Raw genomic sequence first — 19457 nt, forward strand, 5'->3', positions numbered from 1 at the left:
CCATCCGGCCGCGATCAGGCGGCCGGATGGCGAGGGGGGATCACTTCTTCAGGGTGACGTTCCAGAAATACGGCCAGGGCGCCGGCACGATGCCGTCGAGCTTGGCGGATTTCGCCGAGAGTGCATTGAAATCGCCGATCTTGATGAAGGGCACCTCGTCGTAGATCACCTTCTGCACGTTCGCCCACTGCGCGGCGCGCTTGGCAGGATCGGCTTCCGAGGTGAAGGCGTCGACCGCGGCCTTGCGGGCGGGCGTATCCCACCAGCCGGGGGAGCTGGTCGAGAGCGAACCGATCAACGCCGGTTCCGGCAGGAACGGGCTATGGGTGATGTAGATCTCCCAGAGCGCCTTGTCGGTGCGCCGCTGGGTCAGCGTCGCCCAGTCGACCACCTGCAGGTCGACCGTGAAGCCGGCGAGCTTGAGATACTCGGCCGCGACCTGCGCCATCTTGTAGTGGAACTCGTACTGGCGGCTGGTCAGGATGCGGATCGGCTCGCCCTTGTAGCCGGCAGCCTTCGCCGCGGCCTTCGCCTTGTCGGCATCGCCGAGATTGTAGTTCCCGGCGACGCCGGCATCCGTGTGCCAGACATACTCGGACGGATAGATATTGCCGTCGAGCGCGTAGAACTCCTTGGTTCCGAACGCGGCCGCCAGCATATCCTCCATGTTCAGCGCCGTGCGGATCGCCTTGCGGACGGCAAGGTTCTTGGCCGCGCCCTCGGCGGTGTTCATGACGAAGACGGGATAGCCGAAGGGCTTCAGCACGACGGGCTGCGAGGCCGCGCCCTTCAGCCGGTCGAAGGATTCGACGGGAAGCGAGTCGACATAGGAATACTGGCCGGAGACCGCCGCCTCGATGCGGGTGTTCGCATCCGGAACCGGCACGAAGCGGACCTCGTCGAGCAGCGGCTTCCGCGCGCCGCCATAGCCGTCGCCGGCACCCTCGCGCGGCTTGTAGCCGGCGAAGCGGACGAGCTGGATATACTGGTCGGCCTTGCGCTCCTTGAGCATATAGGGGCCGGTCCCGATGAACTCCTTCATCGGCTCGTCCTGCTTCTTCGCGGAGATGATGATCGCCGCGGAGTTGTTGAAGGCGAGCAGCGACATAAGCGGCGCGTAGGGCTCCTTCAGCGTGATCTTGAGCGAGCTTGGCCCGGCCGCCTCGACGCTCTCGATGAAGCCCGCCGCCTGCTTGCCGCGAGAGGCGAGCTTCATCCAGCGCTTCAGCGAGGCAACGGCGTCCTCGGCGGTGAGGTCCGAGCCGTCATGGAACTTGACACCCTGTCGCAGCGCGATCGTGTACTGCTTGCCGTCGGCGCTGATCGCGGGCAGGGCGTCCGCAAGCAGCGGCGTGACCTTCCAGCTCTTGTCGAAGGTGTAGAGCGTCTCGAAGACATGCTGGGTGATCGTCCCGACCAGGTCGGCGGTCGAGACCATCGGGTCCATGGTCGGCGGCTCGCCGACGGTCGCGATCGTGGCGACGCCGCCCGTCTCCTGCGCGAAGGCGAGGGACGGCGCGGTGAGCAGGCTGCAGGCGAGCAGGCATCCAAACAGACGTTTCATAATCCCTCTCATTCTTTTATTATGTAATAGAGTGCCGTATAACAGAATATAACCGCGCTGCCAATGTTAACGCGGCTGACGCTCAGTCAGGCCATTTCGCCAGCGATGCCGCGCGCCGGTTGCGGCGTTCGAGCAGGGAGCTTGCGATGATCGTGTTGCTGCGCCGCGCCGTCTCCAGCTCGGAGACGATGCGCTCGGCGACGATCTCCTCCTGGCCGGGATGCAGGTTGCAGGGATCGAGGTAGAAATAGCCGTGCTCGACCTCGTGATCCCTGACGATCACCGGCTGCGGGCCGCGTGCCAGCGCGTCGGCGAGGTCCCAGGCGGTGATATGCGCCTGCTCGGGATCGATGAAGAGCTTCATCCGGTCGAGCGGGTTATGCGTCGGATCGGGCTCGATCACGGCGATGACGCCGGGCCGCTCGGTGAAGCGGGCAAGCCAGAGATCGAGCGCGCGCTGCTCGCGCGCCCGGATGCCGGCATGGTCGCGCTTTTCCCAGGCTTCCAGCGCCGCCATCGTGCCGAGCACGCTTTCCTTGCCGATCTTCATGCCGCGGCCGATGCCGCCATTCTGGATATAGGCGGCCCGGACGAGATCCTTGCGGCCGGCGACGATGCCGCCGGTCGGCCCGCCCAGGAACTTGTGCGAGGAATAGAGCACGATATCGGCCCCGGCTTCGAGGAAGCCGCGCAGGTCGTATTCCGAGGCCGCGTCGACGATGACCGGAACGCCATGCTCGTGGCAGACCGCCGCGAACTCGTCGAGCGGCATCAGCCCGTACTGCACCGTATGGTGCGAGACGACATAGAGCGCCGCCGCCGTATGCTCCGAGATCGCCCCGGCGAGCTGGTAGGCGCGCGCGCTGGTGGCCTGCCCGACGACGATCGGCGTTGCGCCGGCGAGCCGGATCGCCTGGTCGACCGGCGCGCCATAGCCGACCATGTGACCCATCATGATCACGACCTCGTCCTGGAGGCCGCTGGCATCCGGCAATTGCTCGACCGCGAAGAGATCGTCGCCCGTCATGGCGCCTGCGATCGCGAGCGTGATCCCGGCCGAGCAGGAGGCGGTGACGAAGCCGGACTCGCTGCCGCAGAGCCGCGCGATGATGGCGCTGGCCTTGCGCTGGAGATCGTCGATCTCGACGAATTGCGGCAGGATCGCCGTCATCGCCGCGATCGCCTCGGGAACGACGATCGAGGCGCCGAGCGAGGTCATCGTCCCGGAAACGTTGATGACGGGGCGCAGGCCCAGCGACGGGCGGATATCGGAAGCAGACATGGGATTCTCCTGGAAACGGGGGCGGGGCGTCTGCCCCGATTACGACACGGCGACGATCGCTTCGATCTCGACGGTGATCTGACGGGGCAGCGAGCCGAAGCCGACCGCCGAACGGGCGTGCTTCCCGGCCTCGCCGAACACGGCGACGAACAGGTCGGAGCAGCCATTGATGACGGCGGGGTGGTCGCTGAAATCCGGGGTGGCATTGACCATGCCGAGCAGCTTGACGACGCGCCTGACACGGCCGAGGTCGCCGAGCGCTTCATGCAGCACGGCGAGCAGGTTGAGCCCGGTCAGGCGGGCATGCTCATAGGCCTCGGCGACGCTGACGTCGCGGCCGACCTTGCCGGTATGGAGCCGGCCGTCCTCATGCGTCGGCCCCTGGCCGGAGAGATAGATCAGGCCGCCTTCCTGGACATGGGTGGCGAAATTGCCGATCGGCCGCGGTAGTTCGGGCAGCGTCAGGCCGAGCTTGGCCAGCCGCTGATAGGGTGCGGTGTCGGGGAGGGTGGACAGGACTGCGTTCATGGGTTCCTCAGGCCGGATCGGGACGGAACCCGGCGAAACGTGACAGGAAGGCGCGCAGCCGTTCATGCGGCTGCTCTCCGAAGACCTTTGCAGGCGGCGCGTCGATGACGATCCGGCCCTGGTCGGTGAAGACGACGCGGTTCGCCACGTCGCGCGCGAAGGCCATCTCATGGGTGACGAGGATCATGGTGCGGCCCTCAGTAGCGAGTTCCTGCACCACGGCGAGCACCTCGCCGACGAGCTCGGGATCGAGCGCGGAGGTAATCTCGTCGAGCAGCAGCACCTTCGGCTCCATCGCCACGGCACGCGCGATGCCGACGCGCTGCTGCTGGCCACCGGACATCTGCGAGGGCATGGCATCGACCTTCGCCGAAAGCCCGACGCGGGCGAGCCATTTCTCGGCGATGGCGCGCGCCTCGGCCTTGGAGCGCCCGCGCGATTTCATCAGCCCGAGCATGATGTTCTGCGCCGCGGTGAGATGCGGGAACAGGTTGAACTGCTGGAAGACCATCGCCGCATCGACGCGGATCGCAGCCAGCTCCCGGTCGCTGCGACGCCTGCGGGCTCCCGCGCCGTCGCGATAGCCGACCTCGGTGCCGTCGATCCGGATCGAGCCGCCGTCATACTCCTCGAGGAAGTTGATGCAGCGCAGCAGCGTGGTCTTGCCGCTGCCGGAGGGGCCGATGATCGCGACGACCTCGCCCTTGCCGACGGTCAGATCGACGCCCTTCAGTACCTGGTTGGCGCCGAAGGCCTTGGTCAGGCCCTCGATCGCGATCACCGGTTGCGTGGCGGAAGCACGGGCATCCGTCTCGGCCATGGATGCCTCCTTTCAGACGAAGCGCTTCTCGAGCCGGCGGCTGAGCGCCGAAAGCGGGAAGTTGATGGCGAAATACATCAGCGCGCCGATGAGATAGAGCGGCAGCGCCACATGGGTGCGGCCGATCACCTGCTGCAGCGACAGCATCAGGTCGACGATTCCGAGGAGCGAGACCAGCGAGGAGCCCTTCACGGTGTCGACGACGCTGTTGACGAAGGGCGGCAGGAAACGGCGCACGGCCTGCGGCGCAAGCACATGCGTGAAGCGGTCGAACAGGGTGAGCCCGATCGCCTTGGCGGCTTCGGTCTGGCCGATCGGGATCGACTGGAACGAGCCGCGCGTGATCTCGATGATCTGCGCCGACTTGAACGCCGTCAGCGCGACGATCGCGGCGAGCAGGCTCGGCAGGTTCACCTTGATCGCCGGCAGGCCGTAATAGACGAAATAGAGCAGCACGAGGATCGGCACGCCGCGCACGAAATCGGCATAGAGCCGGATCGGCACGCGTGCCCAGAGCGGCCCGAAAGCGAGCACGCAGCCAAGCGGCAGGCCGACGATCAGCGACAGCACGATCACGCAGGCCGAGACCAGCAGGGTCATCAGCAGGCCGTCGACGAGGAAGGGCAGGGTCTGGATCAGCATTGCCATCCGTCACCGCGCGATCGCGTAGCGCCGCTCGGCAAGCCGGAGCAGCAGCAGGATGGCATAGCTGGTGATCAGGTAGATCGGCGTCGCCAGGAGATAGACCTCGACGGTGCGGAAGGTCTGGGTCTCGATCCAGCGCATGCCATAGGCAAGCTCGGGCACCGCGATGGCCGAGGCGATCGAGGTGTCCTTGAACAGCGAGACATAGGTGTTCGACAGCGAGGGCAGGGCGATGCGCATCGCGGTCGGCAGGCGCACATGCCAGAGCACCTTCATCGGGGTGAGCCCGATCGCCTTGCCGGCCTCGATCAAGCCGCGCGGCACGGCCTCCAGCCCGGCGCGCATCACCTCGACGAGATAGGCGCCGGAATAGATCGCGAGCGTCGCGACGAAGGAGGTCACCGCGTCATATTGCAGGTCGATGGCGCTGGGGATGCCGTAGAAGACGAGATAGACCAGCAGCAGCAGCGGCACGTTGCGGACGAATTCGACATAGGCCGCGATCAGAGGGCGCGCCCATTTCGGGCCGTCCAGGCTGATCAGCGCCAGCACGAGGCCGATCGCCATGCCGATCGCGATGCTCGCAGCCGCCAGTTCGAGGCTGAGCAGCAGCCCCTCGAACAGCTTGCCGGCATAACGCCAGACGATCGCGAAGTTGAAGTGATAGTTCGCCATGGTCCCGCGGATCATCCGGCGTCGGGGAAGAAGGGCGCAAGTCGCGCCCTTCCGTCTGCGAAGCTTGGAGCGCTCAGAAGCGCGGCAGGCCGGGCTGGCGTACTGGCGGTTCGGAGCCGAAATAATCCTTCGCTGCCGCGTCGTAGAGCTCGTTCTGGTGGCCGAACATCGCGATGTCGAAGGTGGTGTTGACGAAGCGGACCCAGTCCGGATCGCCCTGCTTCATGCCGGCCCCGTAGAGCATCGTGTTCCAGGACTTGCCGGCATCGACGTATTTGTCGGGATGGCGCTTGGCGAGCCAGCCGACGGTGGAGAGGTCGACGGCGGCGGCGTCGACACGTTTGGAGTCGAGCGCCAGGATGACGTTGGCCTGGCTGTCGATCTGCATCACCGTCGCCTGCGGCAGCACCTTCTTGACCGAGGCCTCGGCATCGACATTCTGCAGGATCGAGACACGGGCGGAGGAGCCGGCCTTGAGCAGCGCGTCGAAGCTCTTCTTGTCGCTGTCCGGGCGGGTCAGCAAGGCGATGCCCTCGACATAATACGGGCGCGAGAACGCAATGAGCTGCGCACGCGCCGGGGACATGGTCATGAACTGGATGACGATGTCGACCTTGCCGGTATTGATGTTGGGGATGCGCTGGGCCGCGTCCTGCCGGACGAACTCGACCTTGCTGGCATCGTCGAACAGCCCCTTGGCCAGGATCCGGCCCATGGTGATGTCCATGCCGACGAGCTGGCCCTTCTCGTCCTCGAAATGCCAGGGCGCATTGGTGGAGCCCGTGCCGACGATCAGCTTGCCGCGATCCAGCACTGTCCGCAGCAGGCTGTTCGGCGCCGATTGCGCCGCGGCCTCGCGGGCCGTGCTTGCGGCTGCGGCCAGTGCCAGACCGCCGACCAGTCCACCTTTCAGCAGAAGCCTTTTGCCTTCATCCGTCCCGCTCATTGGCGATACCCCTCTTTGCAAGATTAATCCATAATTGCAGAATATATCTTGTAGTAAGGGATGCTAGTGAGGCTTTCGCCGGGAAGTCAAGCGCCGCAGCCACGAAGCCCGAGGACAGGATTGGTCTACTCCACCGGCGCTTCCCGATTTTCCGGATGAGGCCGGCGCGGCATCGGGTGGCCCGGTCGCTGATCGGGCGCGCGGTTGGCACGACGCGACGCAATCGTTCGCGCTGCGGCAAAGGAAGGCCCTGGCGACCAAGCGCGCTTCCACGGCGTCGCGCAGGGGCGCCGGGCTGAGTCGCCGGCGCGGGGCGCCGGAGCATTGACAATCTGGTATACACCAAATCATTCTGCCCTCTCGGCCGTCGAGGCCGCCATAAAATAGAGAGGGGTATTCGATGCAGCCGATCTCTCGCCGCTCTGTGCTCGCCGCCGGCGCAGCCCTGCCGCTCCTGGGCTTGCGGGCCCAGGCTCAAGCCGCCGGCAAGGTACTCCGCTTCGGCCTGTCGAGCTTTCCGCCCAGCCTCCAGCCCTGGCTCCATACCGGCACGGCGGCGCTGACCGTCAAGCTGCTGATCTTCCGCGGCCTAACCGGCTTCGACGAGAACGGCGAAGTCCGGCCGGAACTCGCGGAGTCCTGGCAACGCGAGGGCGAGACAGCCTGGGTCTTCAAGCTGCGCCAGGCCACCTTCCAGAACGGCAAGCCGGTCACGGCCGAGGACGTGAAATGGACGCTGGAGCAGGTCGCTGCGCCCAGTTCGACGGCCTTCATGAAGGCCGAGTTCGGCGGCGTCGAGCGCATCGAGACGCCCGATGCCCGCACCGTCCGCATCGTCATGAAGCAGCCGACCGTGACGCTGCCGATCTGGCTGGCAAGCCCGCATATGCCGATCATCGCCAAGGATTCGATCGAGGGGCGGGCCGGGCTCGGAATCGGTGCCGGCCCCTTCGTGCTGAAGGGCCAGGAGCGCGGCGCTTCGATCGAGGTCGCGAAATTCGACAAGTACTACAAGCCGGGCCTGCCCAAGCTCGATGGCATCAAGCTCGTCGCCTATGCCGACGAGAATCTGCGCGTCGCGGCGCTCCAGGCTGGTGATATCGACCTGATCGAATACGTGCCCTGGCAGTCCATGGGCACGATCGAGAAGGATTCCCGCCTGCGGCTCGTCGCGGTCGATGGTCCCTTCATGGGGCTGAACTTCAATGGCGGTGCTGGGCCGTTCAAGGATGTGCGTCTGCGTCAGGCTGTGGCCCATGCCATCCGCCGCGAGGATATCGTGCAGGCCGCCTTCTTCGGCCGGGGGAGCAAGTTGGAGGGCATTCCGATCCCGTCGAGCAGCCCCTATTTCGACAAGGGACGCTCCGAATTCTGGAAATATGATCCAACCAGGGCGAAGAAGCTGATGGCCGAGGCCGGCGTGCCCAACGGCTTTCCATGCACCCTGCTTTCGACCGCGCAATACGGCATGCACAAGTCCACGGCGGAGGTGGTGCAGGCCAATCTCGCCGAGATCGGCATCCAGGTGACGCTGAACCTGCCGGACTGGGCCGCGCGCGTCGATCTCGCCGGCAAGGGCCGCTACGACTTCATGATCCAGGGCACGACCGCGGATAATAACGATCCCGATGGCCTAGCCCCGCTGCTCGACGGCGACCTGCCACCCAACATGGCCCGAAGCTGGCAGATCCCGACGCCGGAGATCCACGCGCTCTTCGCCAAGGGCCGCGCCGAGTTCGACGCGGCCAAGCGCAAGGCGATCTATGCCGATCTGGAGAAAAACGCTCTGGAGCAGGCGCCGCTCGTCGGCCTCGCCTGGCGGTCGCAGGGCTATGCGATGGTCACCGGCCTGAGCGGCTTCAAATGCTACCCGGGCGGAACGAACTTCTTCTCCGCCTATTCGCTGGACGAGGCGGCGCTGGCCTGAGCGGCGCGAGAGCGTTCCCTCTCCCTCAAGGGGAGAGGGAACGCTCGCCTCATCGCGCGCGCGTCGTCCGCTCCAGCCGTGAAAACCGCTCCAGCCGGAAGGGCTTCGGATCGATCATCGGCGTGCGCCCGCTGACGAGATCGGCGATCAGGCGGCCGGCGCCGGGGCCGATGCCGAAGCCATGGCCCGAGAAGCCGGTGGCGAGGAAAAAGCCCGGCAGGCGCGGCACTTCGCCGATAACAGGCACGGCATCGGGCGTCGCGTCGATCAGCCCGCCCCAGCTTTCCTTGATCCTGAGGCCGGCGAAGGCCGGGAAGGCGGCGATCAGGTTGCGCTTGGCCTCTTCCAGGATCGGCGCTGAGGGCTTGGGGTCGAGGATGCGCGTCTGCTCGAAAGGCGTTTCCTCGTCGAGCGACCAGCTGGTCCTCCGGCGAGCCTCCTCGACGAAGCGCTCACCGAGCCGCAGCCGCAATTCATGGCGCTGCTTGGCCAAAGATGGCAGGAAATCGAAGAGCAGCCGAAAACTGTCCGGCACGATCTCGGCGACGCTCGCCCCGCGATGCGCGATGGTATAGCCGCCATCCTGGCGCTTGCGGAAGGCGAAGTCCGAGGCGCCCACGGCATGGGTCGGCGGCCCGTCGAGTGGCTCGGTCCGGAACACCGAACCCAGCACCTTGAGCGCCGGCAGGTCGATGCCGAGATTGCCGAGGAAGAGGCGCGACCAGGCGCCGCCCGCCAGCACAACGCGCTGGCAGGCTATGCGACCGCGCTCGGTGACGACGGCGCTGACGCGTCCCCCAGTCGTCTCGATGCCGCGCACCGCGCAACGCGTCAGCAAGGTGCCGCCATGGCGGCGCAGCGCCCGCGCCATCGCCGGTACGGCCTTCTGCGGCTCGGCGCGGGCATCGCTCGGCGTGAACATCGCGCCCGCATAGGCGCGTTTGCCGCCGGGCAGGACGGCGTCGATCTCGCGCGAACTCAGGAGGCGCGTGTCGAGCTGATAGGTCCTGGCATGCTCGAGCCAGGCCTGCTGCTCGGCATGCCCCGCGGGGGTGTCGGCGACATAGACGATGCCGGAGCGGGTGAAGCCGGTATCGCCCCCGACGAGCCGGTCCATGTCCTCCCAGAGCCGCATGCTTTCGAGCCCGAGCGGGATCTCGCCGGGATCGCGCCCCATGACGCGGACCCAGCCCCAGTTGCGGCCGGATTGTTCGTGCCCGACCTCTCCCTTCTCGCAGACCGTGACCGAGATGCCCTCGCGTGCCAGGAAGAGCGCGGTGGTGATGCCGATGATGCCGCCGCCGATGACTACGACGTCGCTGGAGGCGGGCAGGGACGGGTCCGGCTCGATGGTCTCGATGGTGATGCCCATCACGATGGCTCCGGCGGCAGGAAGGCAAGGCGGGAAGATGGGTGCCCGGCCGCGCCGCTCAGGAGCGGGCAGGGGGCGCGGAACTGCGGAAGACGACGTGATGGGGGTGGTTGACCGAACGCATGTATTCGACCGGCCGCCCTTCGCCGTCGCGCGCCACGATCCGCAGCACCAGGGTCGGCGAGCCCGGCGCCAGCGCGAGCAGTTGCGCCTCCCGCTCCGTCGCCGTGCCGACGCTGATCTCGCGGTCGCGGATGCTGATCTCGATGCCGTAGCGTTGCCCCAGCAACGCGTAGAGCGACTGGCCGGAAACCAGGTCCTCGGCCGACAGGCCGGGCACGCTGCCGGCCGGCAGATAGCTGGTCTCGATGCAGAAGGCTTCATCGTTCATGCTGCGCAGGCGCCGTGCCATGATCAGCGCGCTGCCGGGCGCCAGTTCGAGGCGCTGGGCGATGCTTTCGCTCGCAGCCTCCTCTCCGAAATGCAGCAGCTTGCTGCCGGGCTCGCCGCCGGCATTGCGGATGATGCGGGTGATGCCCAGCGAAGCCGACGCATCGATCGGACGTGAGACCTGGACCAGCGGGATGCGCGTGCCGCTGGTGCCGTTGCGTTCCAGCACGTTGCGCTCGACCAGCCGGTCGATCGCCTTGCGCACCGTCATCCGGTTGATGCCGAGCGCGTCGGCCAGCGTCCGCTCCGAGGGGATGCGATCGCCGGGCCCGTAATCCGGTTCGCCGATCAGGTCGAGCAGGTATTCCTGCACCTCGACATAGATCGGTTTGGCCCCCTTCAGCGGGTTGGCCGTGCCCGGCGCCTCGACTCCTGAGCCTTTCGGCGCACGCGCCGGTCGGAATCCGAGGCGCGCCGCCTTCTTCGTCTTGAGGGCGAAACGGTCGCGTAGCGCGGCAGGGCGGGAGGGGCGTTTGGACGACATCTCAACAGGCTTGACAGTGATTGGTATATGGAATTGGTGTATACCAATTCCGCTGCCAAGTTTAAAGCCCGCTCGGGAGCCCGTCCATGTCCATCGCCTTCGACCGCGACGCGGTCCTGTCCGGGCTGGAGCAGACCCGTGCCGCGCTGCCGAAGGCCTATGCGCTGGGGCAGGAGCTGGCTCCCAAAGTCGACCGCATCTACCTGATCGCCTGCGGCTCGGCGAACCGGGCGATGCTCGGCATCCAATACTGGCTGGAGCGCTATTCGCCGGGTATCGAGATCAGGCGCTACTTCCCGGCCGAGTTCATGGCGATCGACCCGCCGCGGCTCGACGAGCGGACGCTGGTCCTGCTCGCCTCGAAATCCGGCACGACGGCGGAGACGGTCGCCGCCGCGCATTTTCTCAAGGACAGGCCCTGCCAGGTCGTCGCCTTCAGCCAATATGGCGAAAAGCCGCTGGCGCAGGCCGTGCCATGGCATTTCCTCGTCGGCGACACCAGCGAATCCTTCGCGGCGATGTTCATGCTGATGCAGGCATTGATCGGCGGGCTGATGGTGGCCAAGGAAGGCTGGCCGCTCGGCGAGAAGCTCCTGAGCTCGCTCGACGCGCTTCCCGCGGCAATGTGCGACGCCGCGCAGCAGAACGAGGCCCGCGCCGCAGCCGATGCCGCGACCTATGCGGGCGATGACCGCATCTACCATGTCGCCTCGGGGCCGGGCTTCACCACGGCCTATGTCTTCGGCGTCTGCATCCTCATGGAGATGCTCTGGCTGCACAGCTACCCGATCGAGGCGGCCGAGTTCTTCCACGGCCCCTTCGAGATCGTCGACAAGCAGACGCCGCTGATCCTGATCACCGGCGAGGATCCGAGCCGGCCCCTGATGGAGCGGGTCGTGAAGTTCTGCGACACCTATGCCGGGCGCGTGATGAACTACGATTCCCGCGCTTTCACGATGAAGGGCATCGACCCGGAGATCCGCCCGATCGTGGCGCCCTATATCCTCCAGGCAGCGCTCAAGCGCTTCTCGGCCCATCTCTCCGTGCTGCGCAACCAGCCCCTGACCACCCGCCGCTACATGTGGAAGGTGGCGTACTGATCCGGGGGAGTTGCCGCGATGGCGCAGAGGCTTCTGGGACTGGGCGACAACACCGTCGACACCTATGTCGATCGCGGCCTCCAGTTTCCCGGCGGCAACGCCGTGAACGTCGCGGTGCAGGCAAGGCGGCTCGGTGCCGAGACGGGCTATCTCGGCTGCATCGGGTCGGATGACGCCGGCATGCTTCTGGGGGACGCGCTGAGGCGGGAAGGCGTCGACACCGCGCGCTGCCGGATCAGGCTTGGCCCGAACGCCCGCGCCTTCATCGGCCATGACGGGCAGGACCGGCGCTTCCTGCGTTCCGAGCCCGGCGTGCGCGGCGAATGGGGAACGTTCGACGCCGAGGACCGCGCCTATATCGCCGGCTTCGATCACGTCCATTCCAGCATCTACAGCGAGCTCGGCGACGCCTTGCCGGTCGTCCGCAGCGCGGCCCGGCGCCTGTCCTATGATTTTTCCGAGCGCTGGACCGACGAGAACCTCGCCGCAACGCTAGCGGCCGTCGATATCGCCTTCCTGTCGCACCCTTCCGCTTCGGATGCGGAATGCCGTGCCCTACTGGAGCGCTGCATCGGCTGGGGTGCGGGCATGGTCGTGGCGACGCGCGGGGAGAAGGGCGCGCTGGCACTCGTGGCCGGCAGCTTTCACGAACAGCCGGCCAGCCCTGCAACCGTGGTGGATACGCTCGGCGCCGGTGACGGTTTCATCGCCGCTTGCCTGCTCGCCATATTGGACGGAGCCGGCATCGCCGCCGCGCTGGCGGCGGGAGCCGAGCATGCGGCTGTTGTCTGCGGCTATCAGGGCGGTTTCGGCCATGGCGTGGCGTGGACGCCCGCCGAGACGACGGTGATATAAGGGAGGACGACAGAGATGGCGTGGCGGATCGGGATCGATTCCGGGGGCACATTCACCGATGTCTGCCTGTTCGACGACGCGACCGGCATGGTCGCGGTCTGGAAGGTGCCCTCGACGCCTGACGATCCCTCCCGCGCCATCGCGCGCGGCACGCAGGAAGGCGTCGAGCGCGTCGGCGCCAGTCCCGCCGACATCGCCTATTTCGGCCATGGCACGACGGTCGGCACCAACGCCCTGATCCAGCATCGCGGTGTCAGGACCGGCCTCATCACCACCGAAGGTTTCCGCGATCTGATCGAGATCGGCCGGCAGAAGCGGCCGGACCTCTACGATCTCCAGGCCGACAAGGCCCCGCCGCTGGTCACGCGCGACCTGCGCTTCGGCGTTCCCGAGCGCGTCCGCCATGACGGCACGGTCGAGACGCCGCTCGACGAGGAGGCCGTGCGGCAGGCGGCGCGGGCGCTGAAGGCGGAGGGCGTCAAGGCGGTGGCCATCGGCTTCCTCTATGGCTTCGTCCGGCCGGAGCATGAGGAAGCGGCCAAGCGCATCGTCTCCGAGGAATTCCCCGAGGCCTTCATCTGCGCCTCGCATGAGGTCGCGCCCGAGTTCCGCGAGTACGAGCGTATCTCGACCGCCGTCGTGAACGCCTATCTCGGCCCGGTCATGCAGGGCTATATCCGCCGGCTTGCCGACCGGCTGAAAGAACTTGGCCTCAAGGCTGTCCCGCATCTGACGCAGTCCAATGGCGGCGTCATCGGCTTCGACATGGCGGCGCGTTTACCGGTACGCACGGTGCTCTCCGGCCCCTCGACCGGCGTCGTCGCGGCGCAGGCGATCGGTGCGATGATCGGCATACCCAGCCTCATCACCTTCGACATGGGCGGCACCTCCTCGGACGTCGCCCTGCTCAGCAACGGCGAGGCCAAGCTCGCTTCCGAGGCCAATGTCCACGGCTATCCGATCAAGGCGCCGATGCTCGACATCCACACGGTCGGCGCCGGTGGCGGCTCGCTCGCGGCGATCGATTCGGGCGGACTGCTCAAGGTCGGGCCGCGCTCGGCCGGCGCCGATCCCGGCCCGGTCTGCTATGGGCGCGGGGCGACCGAACCCGCCGTCACCGACGCCAATGTCGTGCTCCAGACCCTGAACCCGACGCATCTGCTCGGCGGACGCATGCCGATCGACCAGAGCCTGTCGAAACATGCGATCGGCCGGCTGGCGAATGAACTCGGCCTCGACCTGATGGCGACGGCGCAAGGCATCATCTCGGTCGTCACCGCCAACATGGCGAAGGCCATCCGCGTCATCAGCGTCCAGCGCGGGCATGACCCGCGCGACTACGCGCTGGTCGCCTTCGGCGGGGCCGGGCCGCTGCATGCCGCGAGGCTCGCGCGCGAGCTCGACATGAAGCGCATCGTCGTCCCCCGCAATCCCGGCATCGGCTGCGCGCTCGGCCTGCTGCTCACTGACCTGCGCGCCAATTTCGCGACGACGCGATTGGCGACGCTATCCGAGGCGCTGGTCCCCGACATGGCGGAGATATTCGTCGCCTTGCAGGAGCAGGCGGATCACTGGTTCGCGGAGGAGGGCGTCGTCTCGGCCGATCGCCGGCTGAAGCGCACCGCCGATCTGCGCTATCACGGCCAGAACTACGAGCTCGCCATCGACGTGCCGGACGGGCCGATCACGCCCGCGACCATCGCGGCGCTGGCCGAAGGCTTCGCCGCCGCCCATAAGCGGCTCTATGGCTTCGTCGCGGAAGGCGAGGCGGTCCAGCTCGTGACCTATCGCGTCGAGGCGGTCGGGCTCGTGCCCAAGGCCGCCTTCCGGCCGGAGCCCGATACCGGCCCGGATGCCTCCCACGCCGTCATCGGCAGCCGCGAGGTCTGGTTCCCCGAGGCCGGCGGCTTCGTCGCCTGCCCGATCTACGACCGCGACAAGCTCAAATCCGGCAATCGCTTCACCGGCCCGGCCATCGTCGAGCAGATGGATTCGACCACCGTGCTGCTGCCGGGCATGACCGCCACCGTCGAGCCCTATCTCAACCTGATCCTGGAGATGCCGTGATGACCGTGACCGCATCCGTCAGCGTCGACCCGATCACCGTCGAGGTCATCGGCTCCTCCTTCGCCTCCATCGCCGAGGAGATGGGCGAGGCCCTGGTCAAGGCGAGCTACTCGACCAATATCAAGGAGCGCCGCGATTGCTCGACCGCGCTTTTCGACGTCGAGGGCCAGACGCTCTGCCAGGCCGAGCATATCCCGATGCATCTCGGCTCCTTCATCGGCATCATCCCGCATATCCTGAAGCGCCATCCGATCGCGGAGATGAAGCCGGGCGACGTCTTCATCGGCAACGACGCCTATGAGGGCGGCGGCACGCATCTGCCCGATATCGTGCTGGCCGAGCCGGTCTTCCACGAGGGCGTGATGATCGCCTGGGCGGTCAACACCGCGCACCATTCCGATTTCGCCGATCGCGGCCACGCCCATATCTATCAGGAGGGTCTGCGCATCCCGCCGATCCGCCTCTATGACGGCGGCGTGCTGATGAAGGACGTGCAGGAACTGATCCTGCTCAACTGCCAGGTCCCGCGCGAGCGCCTCTCCGACCTGCGCGCCCAGATGGCGGCGAACCGGCTCGGGGTCGAGCGCCTGCGAGCGCTCTGCGACAAATATGGCCGCGACACCGTGCTCGCCGCCGGCAAGGCCTTGCAGGATTATGCCGAGCGCAAGATGCGCGCGGGCATCGCCTCGATCCCCGACGGCGTCTATCGCTTCTCGGATTCCTTCGACAATCCCGAGATCGACGAGCCGCTGACCTTCTCGGTCGCTATCACCGTCGCGGGCGAGGAGATGACGCTGGCCTTCGACTCGCCGCCGCAGATGCGGGCGGGGTTCAACATGGTCTACACCGCGCTGCTCTCGACCGTGTATTACGCGGTCAAGACCGTGGCCGACCCGACCATTCCGCCCAATGCGGGGCTCGCGCGGCCGCTCACCGTCACCGCGACCGAAGGCACGGTACTGAACTGCGTGCATCCCGCCGCCGTCAACGGCCGCATCGCCGCCTGCCAGCGGGTGGTCGACCTGATCCATGGCGCGCTGGCGCAGGCCGTGCCGGACCGGGTGATCGCGGCATGCTCGGGCGCGGTCGCCTCGGCGACCTTCGCCGGGGAGCAGCCGGGCAGCGGCGAGCTCTGGGTCTATCTGGAGACGATCGGCGGCGGTTCCGGCGCCCGCATCAACAAGGACGGGCTCCACGGCGTCCATGTCCACATGACCAATACCTCGAACCTGCCGGTCGAGGCGCTGGAGCTCGAATACCCGCTGACCCTGCTGCGCTACGAACTGGTCGACGGTTCGGGCGGTGACGGCCGCCAGCGCGGCGGCATGGGCCTGCGCCGCGTCTACCGAGCGGAAGCGCCGTGCCGGCTCAATGTCGACAATTCGCGCCTGACTTCGCGCCCCTGGGGCCTCGCCGGCGGCGGCGAGGGGCAGGGCGGTTCCTTCGCCTTCAGCGAGGGTGTCGTGCCGTTCTTCAAGGGCGACGGCGCGCTCGAAAAGGGCCAGATCGTCGAGATCATCACCCCCGGCGCCGGCGGCTACGGTCCGGCCTCCGAGCGTAGCGCCGAGGCGAGGGCCAGAGACAAGGCCGAGCAGCGGGGGTGAGGTCGGGAGCTCCCAAGGTCCTGTCCGTTCTGGAAGAACCACGCCGTCATTCCGAGGCGAGCGCGCAGCGCTCGAGCCCGGAACCCAGAACCGATGAGCTTGATGGGAAAGGCGCCGAGACCGCGAACCCAGTTACCGAGACACATCGGTTCTGGGTTCCGGGCTCAGGCCTACGGCCTGCCCGGGAATGACGGCGTGTTTCTCCACACAATCGGGGATTTCTACGCCGCCAGCCACAACAACGCATGCGGCGACAGCCTGAGCGTCGCCCCGCTGCCGACCTCGAACAATCCGCTGCCGGACTGGAACGGCACGTCGACCGCCACCTCCGTCGTGCCGATGCGAACCCCATACCGCACGCTCGCGCCGAGGAATTCGCGATTGGCGACGGTGCAGGGCAGGGCCAGCATCCCATCGCCTGCCGGGCCCGCATCACCGAGGCTGGCATGCTGCGGCCGGAAGACCAGCTTGGCGCCCTCCGGTACGACCGCGTCCGCCGGAACCGGCACCCGCGGCCCGCCCTCGATCTCGAAGACTCGGGTCCCGCCGCTGCCGGTCAGCTTGCCCCCAAGGATATTGGCCGTCCCAAGAAAGCCCGCGACGAAGAGGTTCGCCGGCCGCTCGTAGAGCTCCATCGGCGTCCCAACCTGCTGGACGATGCCGTCGTTCATGACCGCGATGCGGTCGCAGATCGTGTTCGCCTCCTCCTGGTCGTGAGTGACGAAGATCGTGGTCAGGCCGAGCCGCTGCTGCAGGTCGCGCAGTTCGCGGCGCACCTGCACCCGCATCTTGGCGTCGAGATTGGACAGCGGCTCGTCGAGCAGCAGCACCTTGGGCTCGACCGCGACGGTGCGCGCCACCGCGACGCGCTGCTGCTGGCCGCCGGAGAGCTGCGAGGGCCGCCGCTCGGCGAGATGGGCGAGGCCGACGAGGCCCAAAGCCGCCTCGACGCGCCGCTCGACCTCGGCGCGCTTCACGCCGCGCTCTTCCAGCCCGAAGGCGACGTTGCGGCGCACCGTCATATGCGGCCAGAGCGCATAGGACTGGAACACCATGCCGACATCGCGCTTCCAGGGCGGCAGGTCGGTGATCGGCTTGCCGCCGATCCTGACTTCGCCGGTATCGGCATGATTGAAGCCGGCGATCAGGCGCAGAAGCGTGGTCTTGCCGCAGCCGGAGGGGCCGAGGAAGGCGAAGAACTCGCCCGGCTCGATCGCCAGGTTGACGTCCTTGAGCACATGGTTGGTGCCGTAGGACAGGTTGACGCCTTCTATGTCGACGGCGACGGCGGGCGTGGTCAGGGAGACGGTCGCGTTCATGATCAGTGGCCCATTCCCTTGGCCTTCTGGCTGCGTTCGATGATGAGATGGGAGAGGAAGGTGCAGGCCGCGACGAGGATCACCGCGACGACGCCGAGCGCCGCACCGGGGCCGCGCCCCGCCGCCGATTGCATGAAGACATAGAGCCCGTAGGCCAGTGGCGCGTCGGAATTGGACTGCACCAGCATCAGCGTTGCCGAGAGCTCGACGGCGGCCGTCGAGAACGAGGTGACGAAGCCGGCCAGAATGCCGCCCGCCATCAAGGGCACGACGATGCGTCGGACCGTGCGGGCCTTGGTCGCCCCCAGGTTCTCGGCCGCTTCCTCCAGCGAAACCGAGATCTGCTGGAGCGCGGCGTAGCAGGCGCGCAAGGCATAGGGCAGGCGCCGGATCGCCAGCGCCATCACGATGGTGATCCAGAGCGCGGCGAGCGGTGTCCCGTCCGGCAGGGTAATGCCGTAGAAGGTCCGGAGATAGCCGATGCCGAGCACCACGCCGGGGATGGCGAGCGCGGCGGTCGCCATCCAGTCGAGCCACTCGCGGCCGATCAGCCGGGTGCGCAGCACGAGATAGGCGATGGCCACGCCGAGCACGACGTCGATGCCGCCGGCGATCGAGGCATAGATCAGCGTGTTCTTGATATAGACCGAGCTCTCGCCGAAGACGCGCCCGTAATGCGCGATCGTATAGGCGTCGGGCAGGGGCGAGAACGACCAGATCGTCGCGAAGGAGAGCAGCAGCAGCCCCAGATGCGGCGCCAGCACCAGCGCCAGGATCAGGATGACGATGCCGTAGCCGAACACGGCCTCCATCGGCGTCATCACCCGCTTGGCGAGCCCGCCGCCGCCGCGCTGCGTCGTGGCGTAGTCACGGCCCTTCAGGGCCCTTGCCGAGAGCCACATCGCCAGGACGGAGGCGACGATCAGCACGACCGAGATGACATAGCCCATCGGGTCGGCGATGCCGATCGAGGTCACCCGCAGATAGGCCTGCGGCGCGAGCATGTCCTTGACGTTGAGCAGGAGCGGCGTCGCGAGGTCGTCGAAGACCTTGACGAAGACGAGCGAGGCGCCGGCGAGATAGCCCGGCATCGCCAGCGGGAAGACGATGCGCCGGAACAGCCGGAAGCCGGAGGAGCCGAGATTCTGCGCGGCCTCTTCCATGGCGCGGTCGACATTGCGCAGCGCCGCCGAGAGATTGATCAGGATGAACGGGAAATAATGGACCGACTGGACGAAGATGACGCCGTTCAGCCCCTCCATGAAGTCGATCTTGAAGCCGAACCAGTCGTCGAGCAGCAGGTTGACCGAGCCGTTGCGGCCGAAGAACAGCTGCATCGCCACCGCGCCGACGAAGGGCGGCATGATCAATGGCAGGAAGCCCAGCGTCTGGACGATGGCCGCGCCGCGGAAGACGAAGCGCGTCGTGAGATAGGCCAGCGGCAGAGCAAAGACCGAGGCCCAGACCACCGACATCGCAGAGACATAGAACGAGTTCCACAGTGAGCGCATGAACAGCTCGGTGCGGACGAAGTCGTAGAAATTGACCAGCGTGAAGGTCGAGGTGCCCTTCTCGGTGAAGGCGACATAGATCACCGTCGCTACCGGCAGCACCAGGAACATCAGGAGGAAGGCGGCGATCGCCAGCGCCAGCGCGATCTGTCCGGGCGTGCCGGCGATGCGACGGGGGCGGCGCGGGGCCGTTGTGGTCGGAATGGCTGTCATGAGATGCGGCCGGGCTGTCATCCCGTGCGCGCTGCGGCATGGAAATGCCGCTGCGCAGACACGGGACCGTTTTCAGGAAAAGGCGCCTGCTGGTC

The 19457-nt window shown here is 67.0% G+C and carries 16 protein-coding genes; 5 read left to right on the forward strand and 11 right to left on the reverse strand.

Translation table 11 applies throughout. The features are described from left to right. Nucleotides 1–40 precede the first annotated feature (40 nt). From ACFJGT_RS08850 to ACFJGT_RS08880, 7 genes are all read right to left on the reverse strand, one after another. Nucleotides 41–1564 carry an ABC transporter substrate-binding protein gene (locus ACFJGT_RS08850; protein WP_377847973.1) on the reverse strand — a complete coding sequence of 508 codons (1524 nt, stop codon included), beginning with the start codon at nt 1562–1564 and terminating at the stop codon, nt 41–43. Between the two features lie 82 nt (nt 1565–1646). Beyond that, nucleotides 1647–2846, reverse strand: coding sequence for an aminotransferase class V-fold PLP-dependent enzyme (locus ACFJGT_RS08855; RefSeq protein WP_377847975.1), 1200 nt, complete (start codon nt 2844–2846; stop codon nt 1647–1649). 39 nt (nt 2847–2885) lie between these two features. After that, on the reverse strand, nt 2886–3374 hold the full coding sequence (locus tag ACFJGT_RS08860) for a RidA family protein (protein ID WP_377847977.1): 489 nt from the start codon (nt 3372–3374) through the stop codon (nt 2886–2888). Between the two features lie 7 nt (nt 3375–3381). After that, entirely contained in the window at nt 3382–4194 is an 813-nt protein-coding gene (locus ACFJGT_RS08865; protein WP_377847979.1) for an amino acid ABC transporter ATP-binding protein, read from the reverse strand. A 12-nt stretch (nt 4195–4206) separates the two neighbouring features. Next, nucleotides 4207–4836 (reverse strand): amino acid ABC transporter permease, encoded by a 630-nt coding sequence (locus tag ACFJGT_RS08870; RefSeq protein ID WP_377847982.1) that lies wholly within the window; start codon nt 4834–4836, stop codon nt 4207–4209. A gap of 9 nt (nt 4837–4845) precedes the next feature. After that, nucleotides 4846–5514, reverse strand: a complete 669-nt coding sequence (locus tag ACFJGT_RS08875) for an amino acid ABC transporter permease (RefSeq protein ID WP_377847985.1) — start codon at nt 5512–5514, stop codon at nt 4846–4848. A 73-nt stretch (nt 5515–5587) separates the two neighbouring features. Further along, a complete protein-coding gene (locus ACFJGT_RS08880; protein WP_377847988.1) occupies nt 5588–6460 on the reverse strand; it encodes a transporter substrate-binding domain-containing protein in 873 nt (290 codons plus the stop codon). 400 nt (nt 6461–6860) lie between these two features. Here ACFJGT_RS08880 and ACFJGT_RS08885 point away from each other — a divergent pair, with 400 nt between their 5' ends. Continuing rightward, nucleotides 6861–8387 (forward strand): ABC transporter substrate-binding protein, encoded by a 1527-nt coding sequence (locus tag ACFJGT_RS08885; protein ID WP_377847990.1) that lies wholly within the window; start codon nt 6861–6863, stop codon nt 8385–8387. A gap of 49 nt (nt 8388–8436) precedes the next feature. On the opposite strand, the gene ACFJGT_RS08890 is transcribed toward ACFJGT_RS08885, so the two are convergent. Both ACFJGT_RS08890 and ACFJGT_RS08895 read right to left on the reverse strand, forming a co-directional pair. Then, nucleotides 8437–9762: an NAD(P)/FAD-dependent oxidoreductase gene (locus ACFJGT_RS08890; protein WP_377847992.1), complete on the reverse strand. Its 1326-nt coding sequence runs from the start codon at nt 9760–9762 to the stop codon at nt 8437–8439. Nucleotides 9763–9817: 55 nt separating this feature from the next. Next, nucleotides 9818–10693, reverse strand: coding sequence for a GntR family transcriptional regulator (locus ACFJGT_RS08895; RefSeq protein WP_377847995.1), 876 nt, complete (start codon nt 10691–10693; stop codon nt 9818–9820). 86 nt (nt 10694–10779) lie between these two features. Here ACFJGT_RS08895 and ACFJGT_RS08900 point away from each other — a divergent pair, with 86 nt between their 5' ends. From ACFJGT_RS08900 to ACFJGT_RS08915, 4 genes are read left to right on the forward strand one after another with little or no spacing between them, the layout of a single operon-like run. Then, complete coding sequence (locus ACFJGT_RS08900; RefSeq protein WP_377847997.1) at nt 10780–11793, forward strand: SIS domain-containing protein; 1014 nt, start codon at nt 10780–10782, stop codon at nt 11791–11793. Nucleotides 11794–11811: 18 nt separating this feature from the next. After that, a complete protein-coding gene (locus tag ACFJGT_RS08905; RefSeq protein WP_377847999.1) occupies nt 11812–12648 on the forward strand; it encodes a PfkB family carbohydrate kinase in 837 nt (278 codons plus the stop codon). Between the two features lie 15 nt (nt 12649–12663). Then, a complete protein-coding gene (locus tag ACFJGT_RS08910) occupies nt 12664–14715 on the forward strand; it encodes a hydantoinase/oxoprolinase family protein (protein WP_377848002.1) in 2052 nt (683 codons plus the stop codon). After that, nucleotides 14715–16319, forward strand: a complete 1605-nt coding sequence (locus ACFJGT_RS08915; protein ID WP_377848005.1) for a hydantoinase B/oxoprolinase family protein — start codon at nt 14715–14717, stop codon at nt 16317–16319. The genes ACFJGT_RS08910 and ACFJGT_RS08915 overlap by 1 nt, the downstream gene beginning before the upstream one ends. Nucleotides 16320–16540: 221 nt before the next feature. On the opposite strand, the gene ACFJGT_RS08920 is transcribed toward ACFJGT_RS08915, so the two are convergent. Together ACFJGT_RS08920 and ACFJGT_RS08925 are read right to left on the reverse strand one after the other, a co-directional pair. Continuing rightward, nucleotides 16541–17638, reverse strand: coding sequence for an ABC transporter ATP-binding protein (locus ACFJGT_RS08920; RefSeq protein WP_377848007.1), 1098 nt, complete (start codon nt 17636–17638; stop codon nt 16541–16543). Nucleotides 17639–17640: 2 nt separating this feature from the next. Next, nucleotides 17641–19362, reverse strand: a complete 1722-nt coding sequence (locus ACFJGT_RS08925; protein ID WP_377848010.1) for an ABC transporter permease — start codon at nt 19360–19362, stop codon at nt 17641–17643. Nucleotides 19363–19457 lie beyond the last annotated feature (95 nt).

This window comes from Allobosea sp. UC22_33 (assembly GCF_042700715.1).
GTDB lineage: Bacteria > Pseudomonadota > Alphaproteobacteria > Rhizobiales > Beijerinckiaceae > Allobosea.

What these genes read in the sequence shown, in the direction of transcription:
- ACFJGT_RS08905 (WP_377847999.1), top strand. Translation starts at nt 11,812, where the DNA reads ATGGCGCAGAGGCTTCTGGGACTGGGCGACAACACCGTCGACACCTAT.
- ACFJGT_RS08915 (WP_377848005.1), top strand. Translation starts at nt 14,715, where the DNA reads ATGACCGTGACCGCATCCGTCAGCGTCGACCCGATCACCGTCGAGGTC.
- ACFJGT_RS08860 (WP_377847977.1), bottom strand. Translation starts at nt 3,374, where the DNA reads ATGAACGCAGTCCTGTCCACCCTCCCCGACACCGCACCCTATCAGCGG.
- ACFJGT_RS08855 (WP_377847975.1), bottom strand. Translation starts at nt 2,846, where the DNA reads ATGTCTGCTTCCGATATCCGCCCGTCGCTGGGCCTGCGCCCCGTCATC.
- ACFJGT_RS08925 (WP_377848010.1), bottom strand. Translation starts at nt 19,362, where the DNA reads ATGACAGCCATTCCGACCACAACGGCCCCGCGCCGCCCCCGTCGCATC.
- ACFJGT_RS08910 (WP_377848002.1), top strand. Translation starts at nt 12,664, where the DNA reads ATGGCGTGGCGGATCGGGATCGATTCCGGGGGCACATTCACCGATGTC.
- ACFJGT_RS08895 (WP_377847995.1), bottom strand. Translation starts at nt 10,693, where the DNA reads ATGTCGTCCAAACGCCCCTCCCGCCCTGCCGCGCTACGCGACCGTTTC.
- ACFJGT_RS08850 (WP_377847973.1), bottom strand. Translation starts at nt 1,564, where the DNA reads ATGAAACGTCTGTTTGGATGCCTGCTCGCCTGCAGCCTGCTCACCGCG.
- ACFJGT_RS08875 (WP_377847985.1), bottom strand. Translation starts at nt 5,514, where the DNA reads ATGGCGAACTATCACTTCAACTTCGCGATCGTCTGGCGTTATGCCGGC.
- ACFJGT_RS08880 (WP_377847988.1), bottom strand. Translation starts at nt 6,460, where the DNA reads ATGAGCGGGACGGATGAAGGCAAAAGGCTTCTGCTGAAAGGTGGACTG.
- ACFJGT_RS08865 (WP_377847979.1), bottom strand. Translation starts at nt 4,194, where the DNA reads ATGGCCGAGACGGATGCCCGTGCTTCCGCCACGCAACCGGTGATCGCG.
- ACFJGT_RS08870 (WP_377847982.1), bottom strand. Translation starts at nt 4,836, where the DNA reads ATGCTGATCCAGACCCTGCCCTTCCTCGTCGACGGCCTGCTGATGACC.
- ACFJGT_RS08920 (WP_377848007.1), bottom strand. Translation starts at nt 17,638, where the DNA reads ATGAACGCGACCGTCTCCCTGACCACGCCCGCCGTCGCCGTCGACATA.
- ACFJGT_RS08900 (WP_377847997.1), top strand. Translation starts at nt 10,780, where the DNA reads ATGTCCATCGCCTTCGACCGCGACGCGGTCCTGTCCGGGCTGGAGCAG.
- ACFJGT_RS08885 (WP_377847990.1), top strand. Translation starts at nt 6,861, where the DNA reads ATGCAGCCGATCTCTCGCCGCTCTGTGCTCGCCGCCGGCGCAGCCCTG.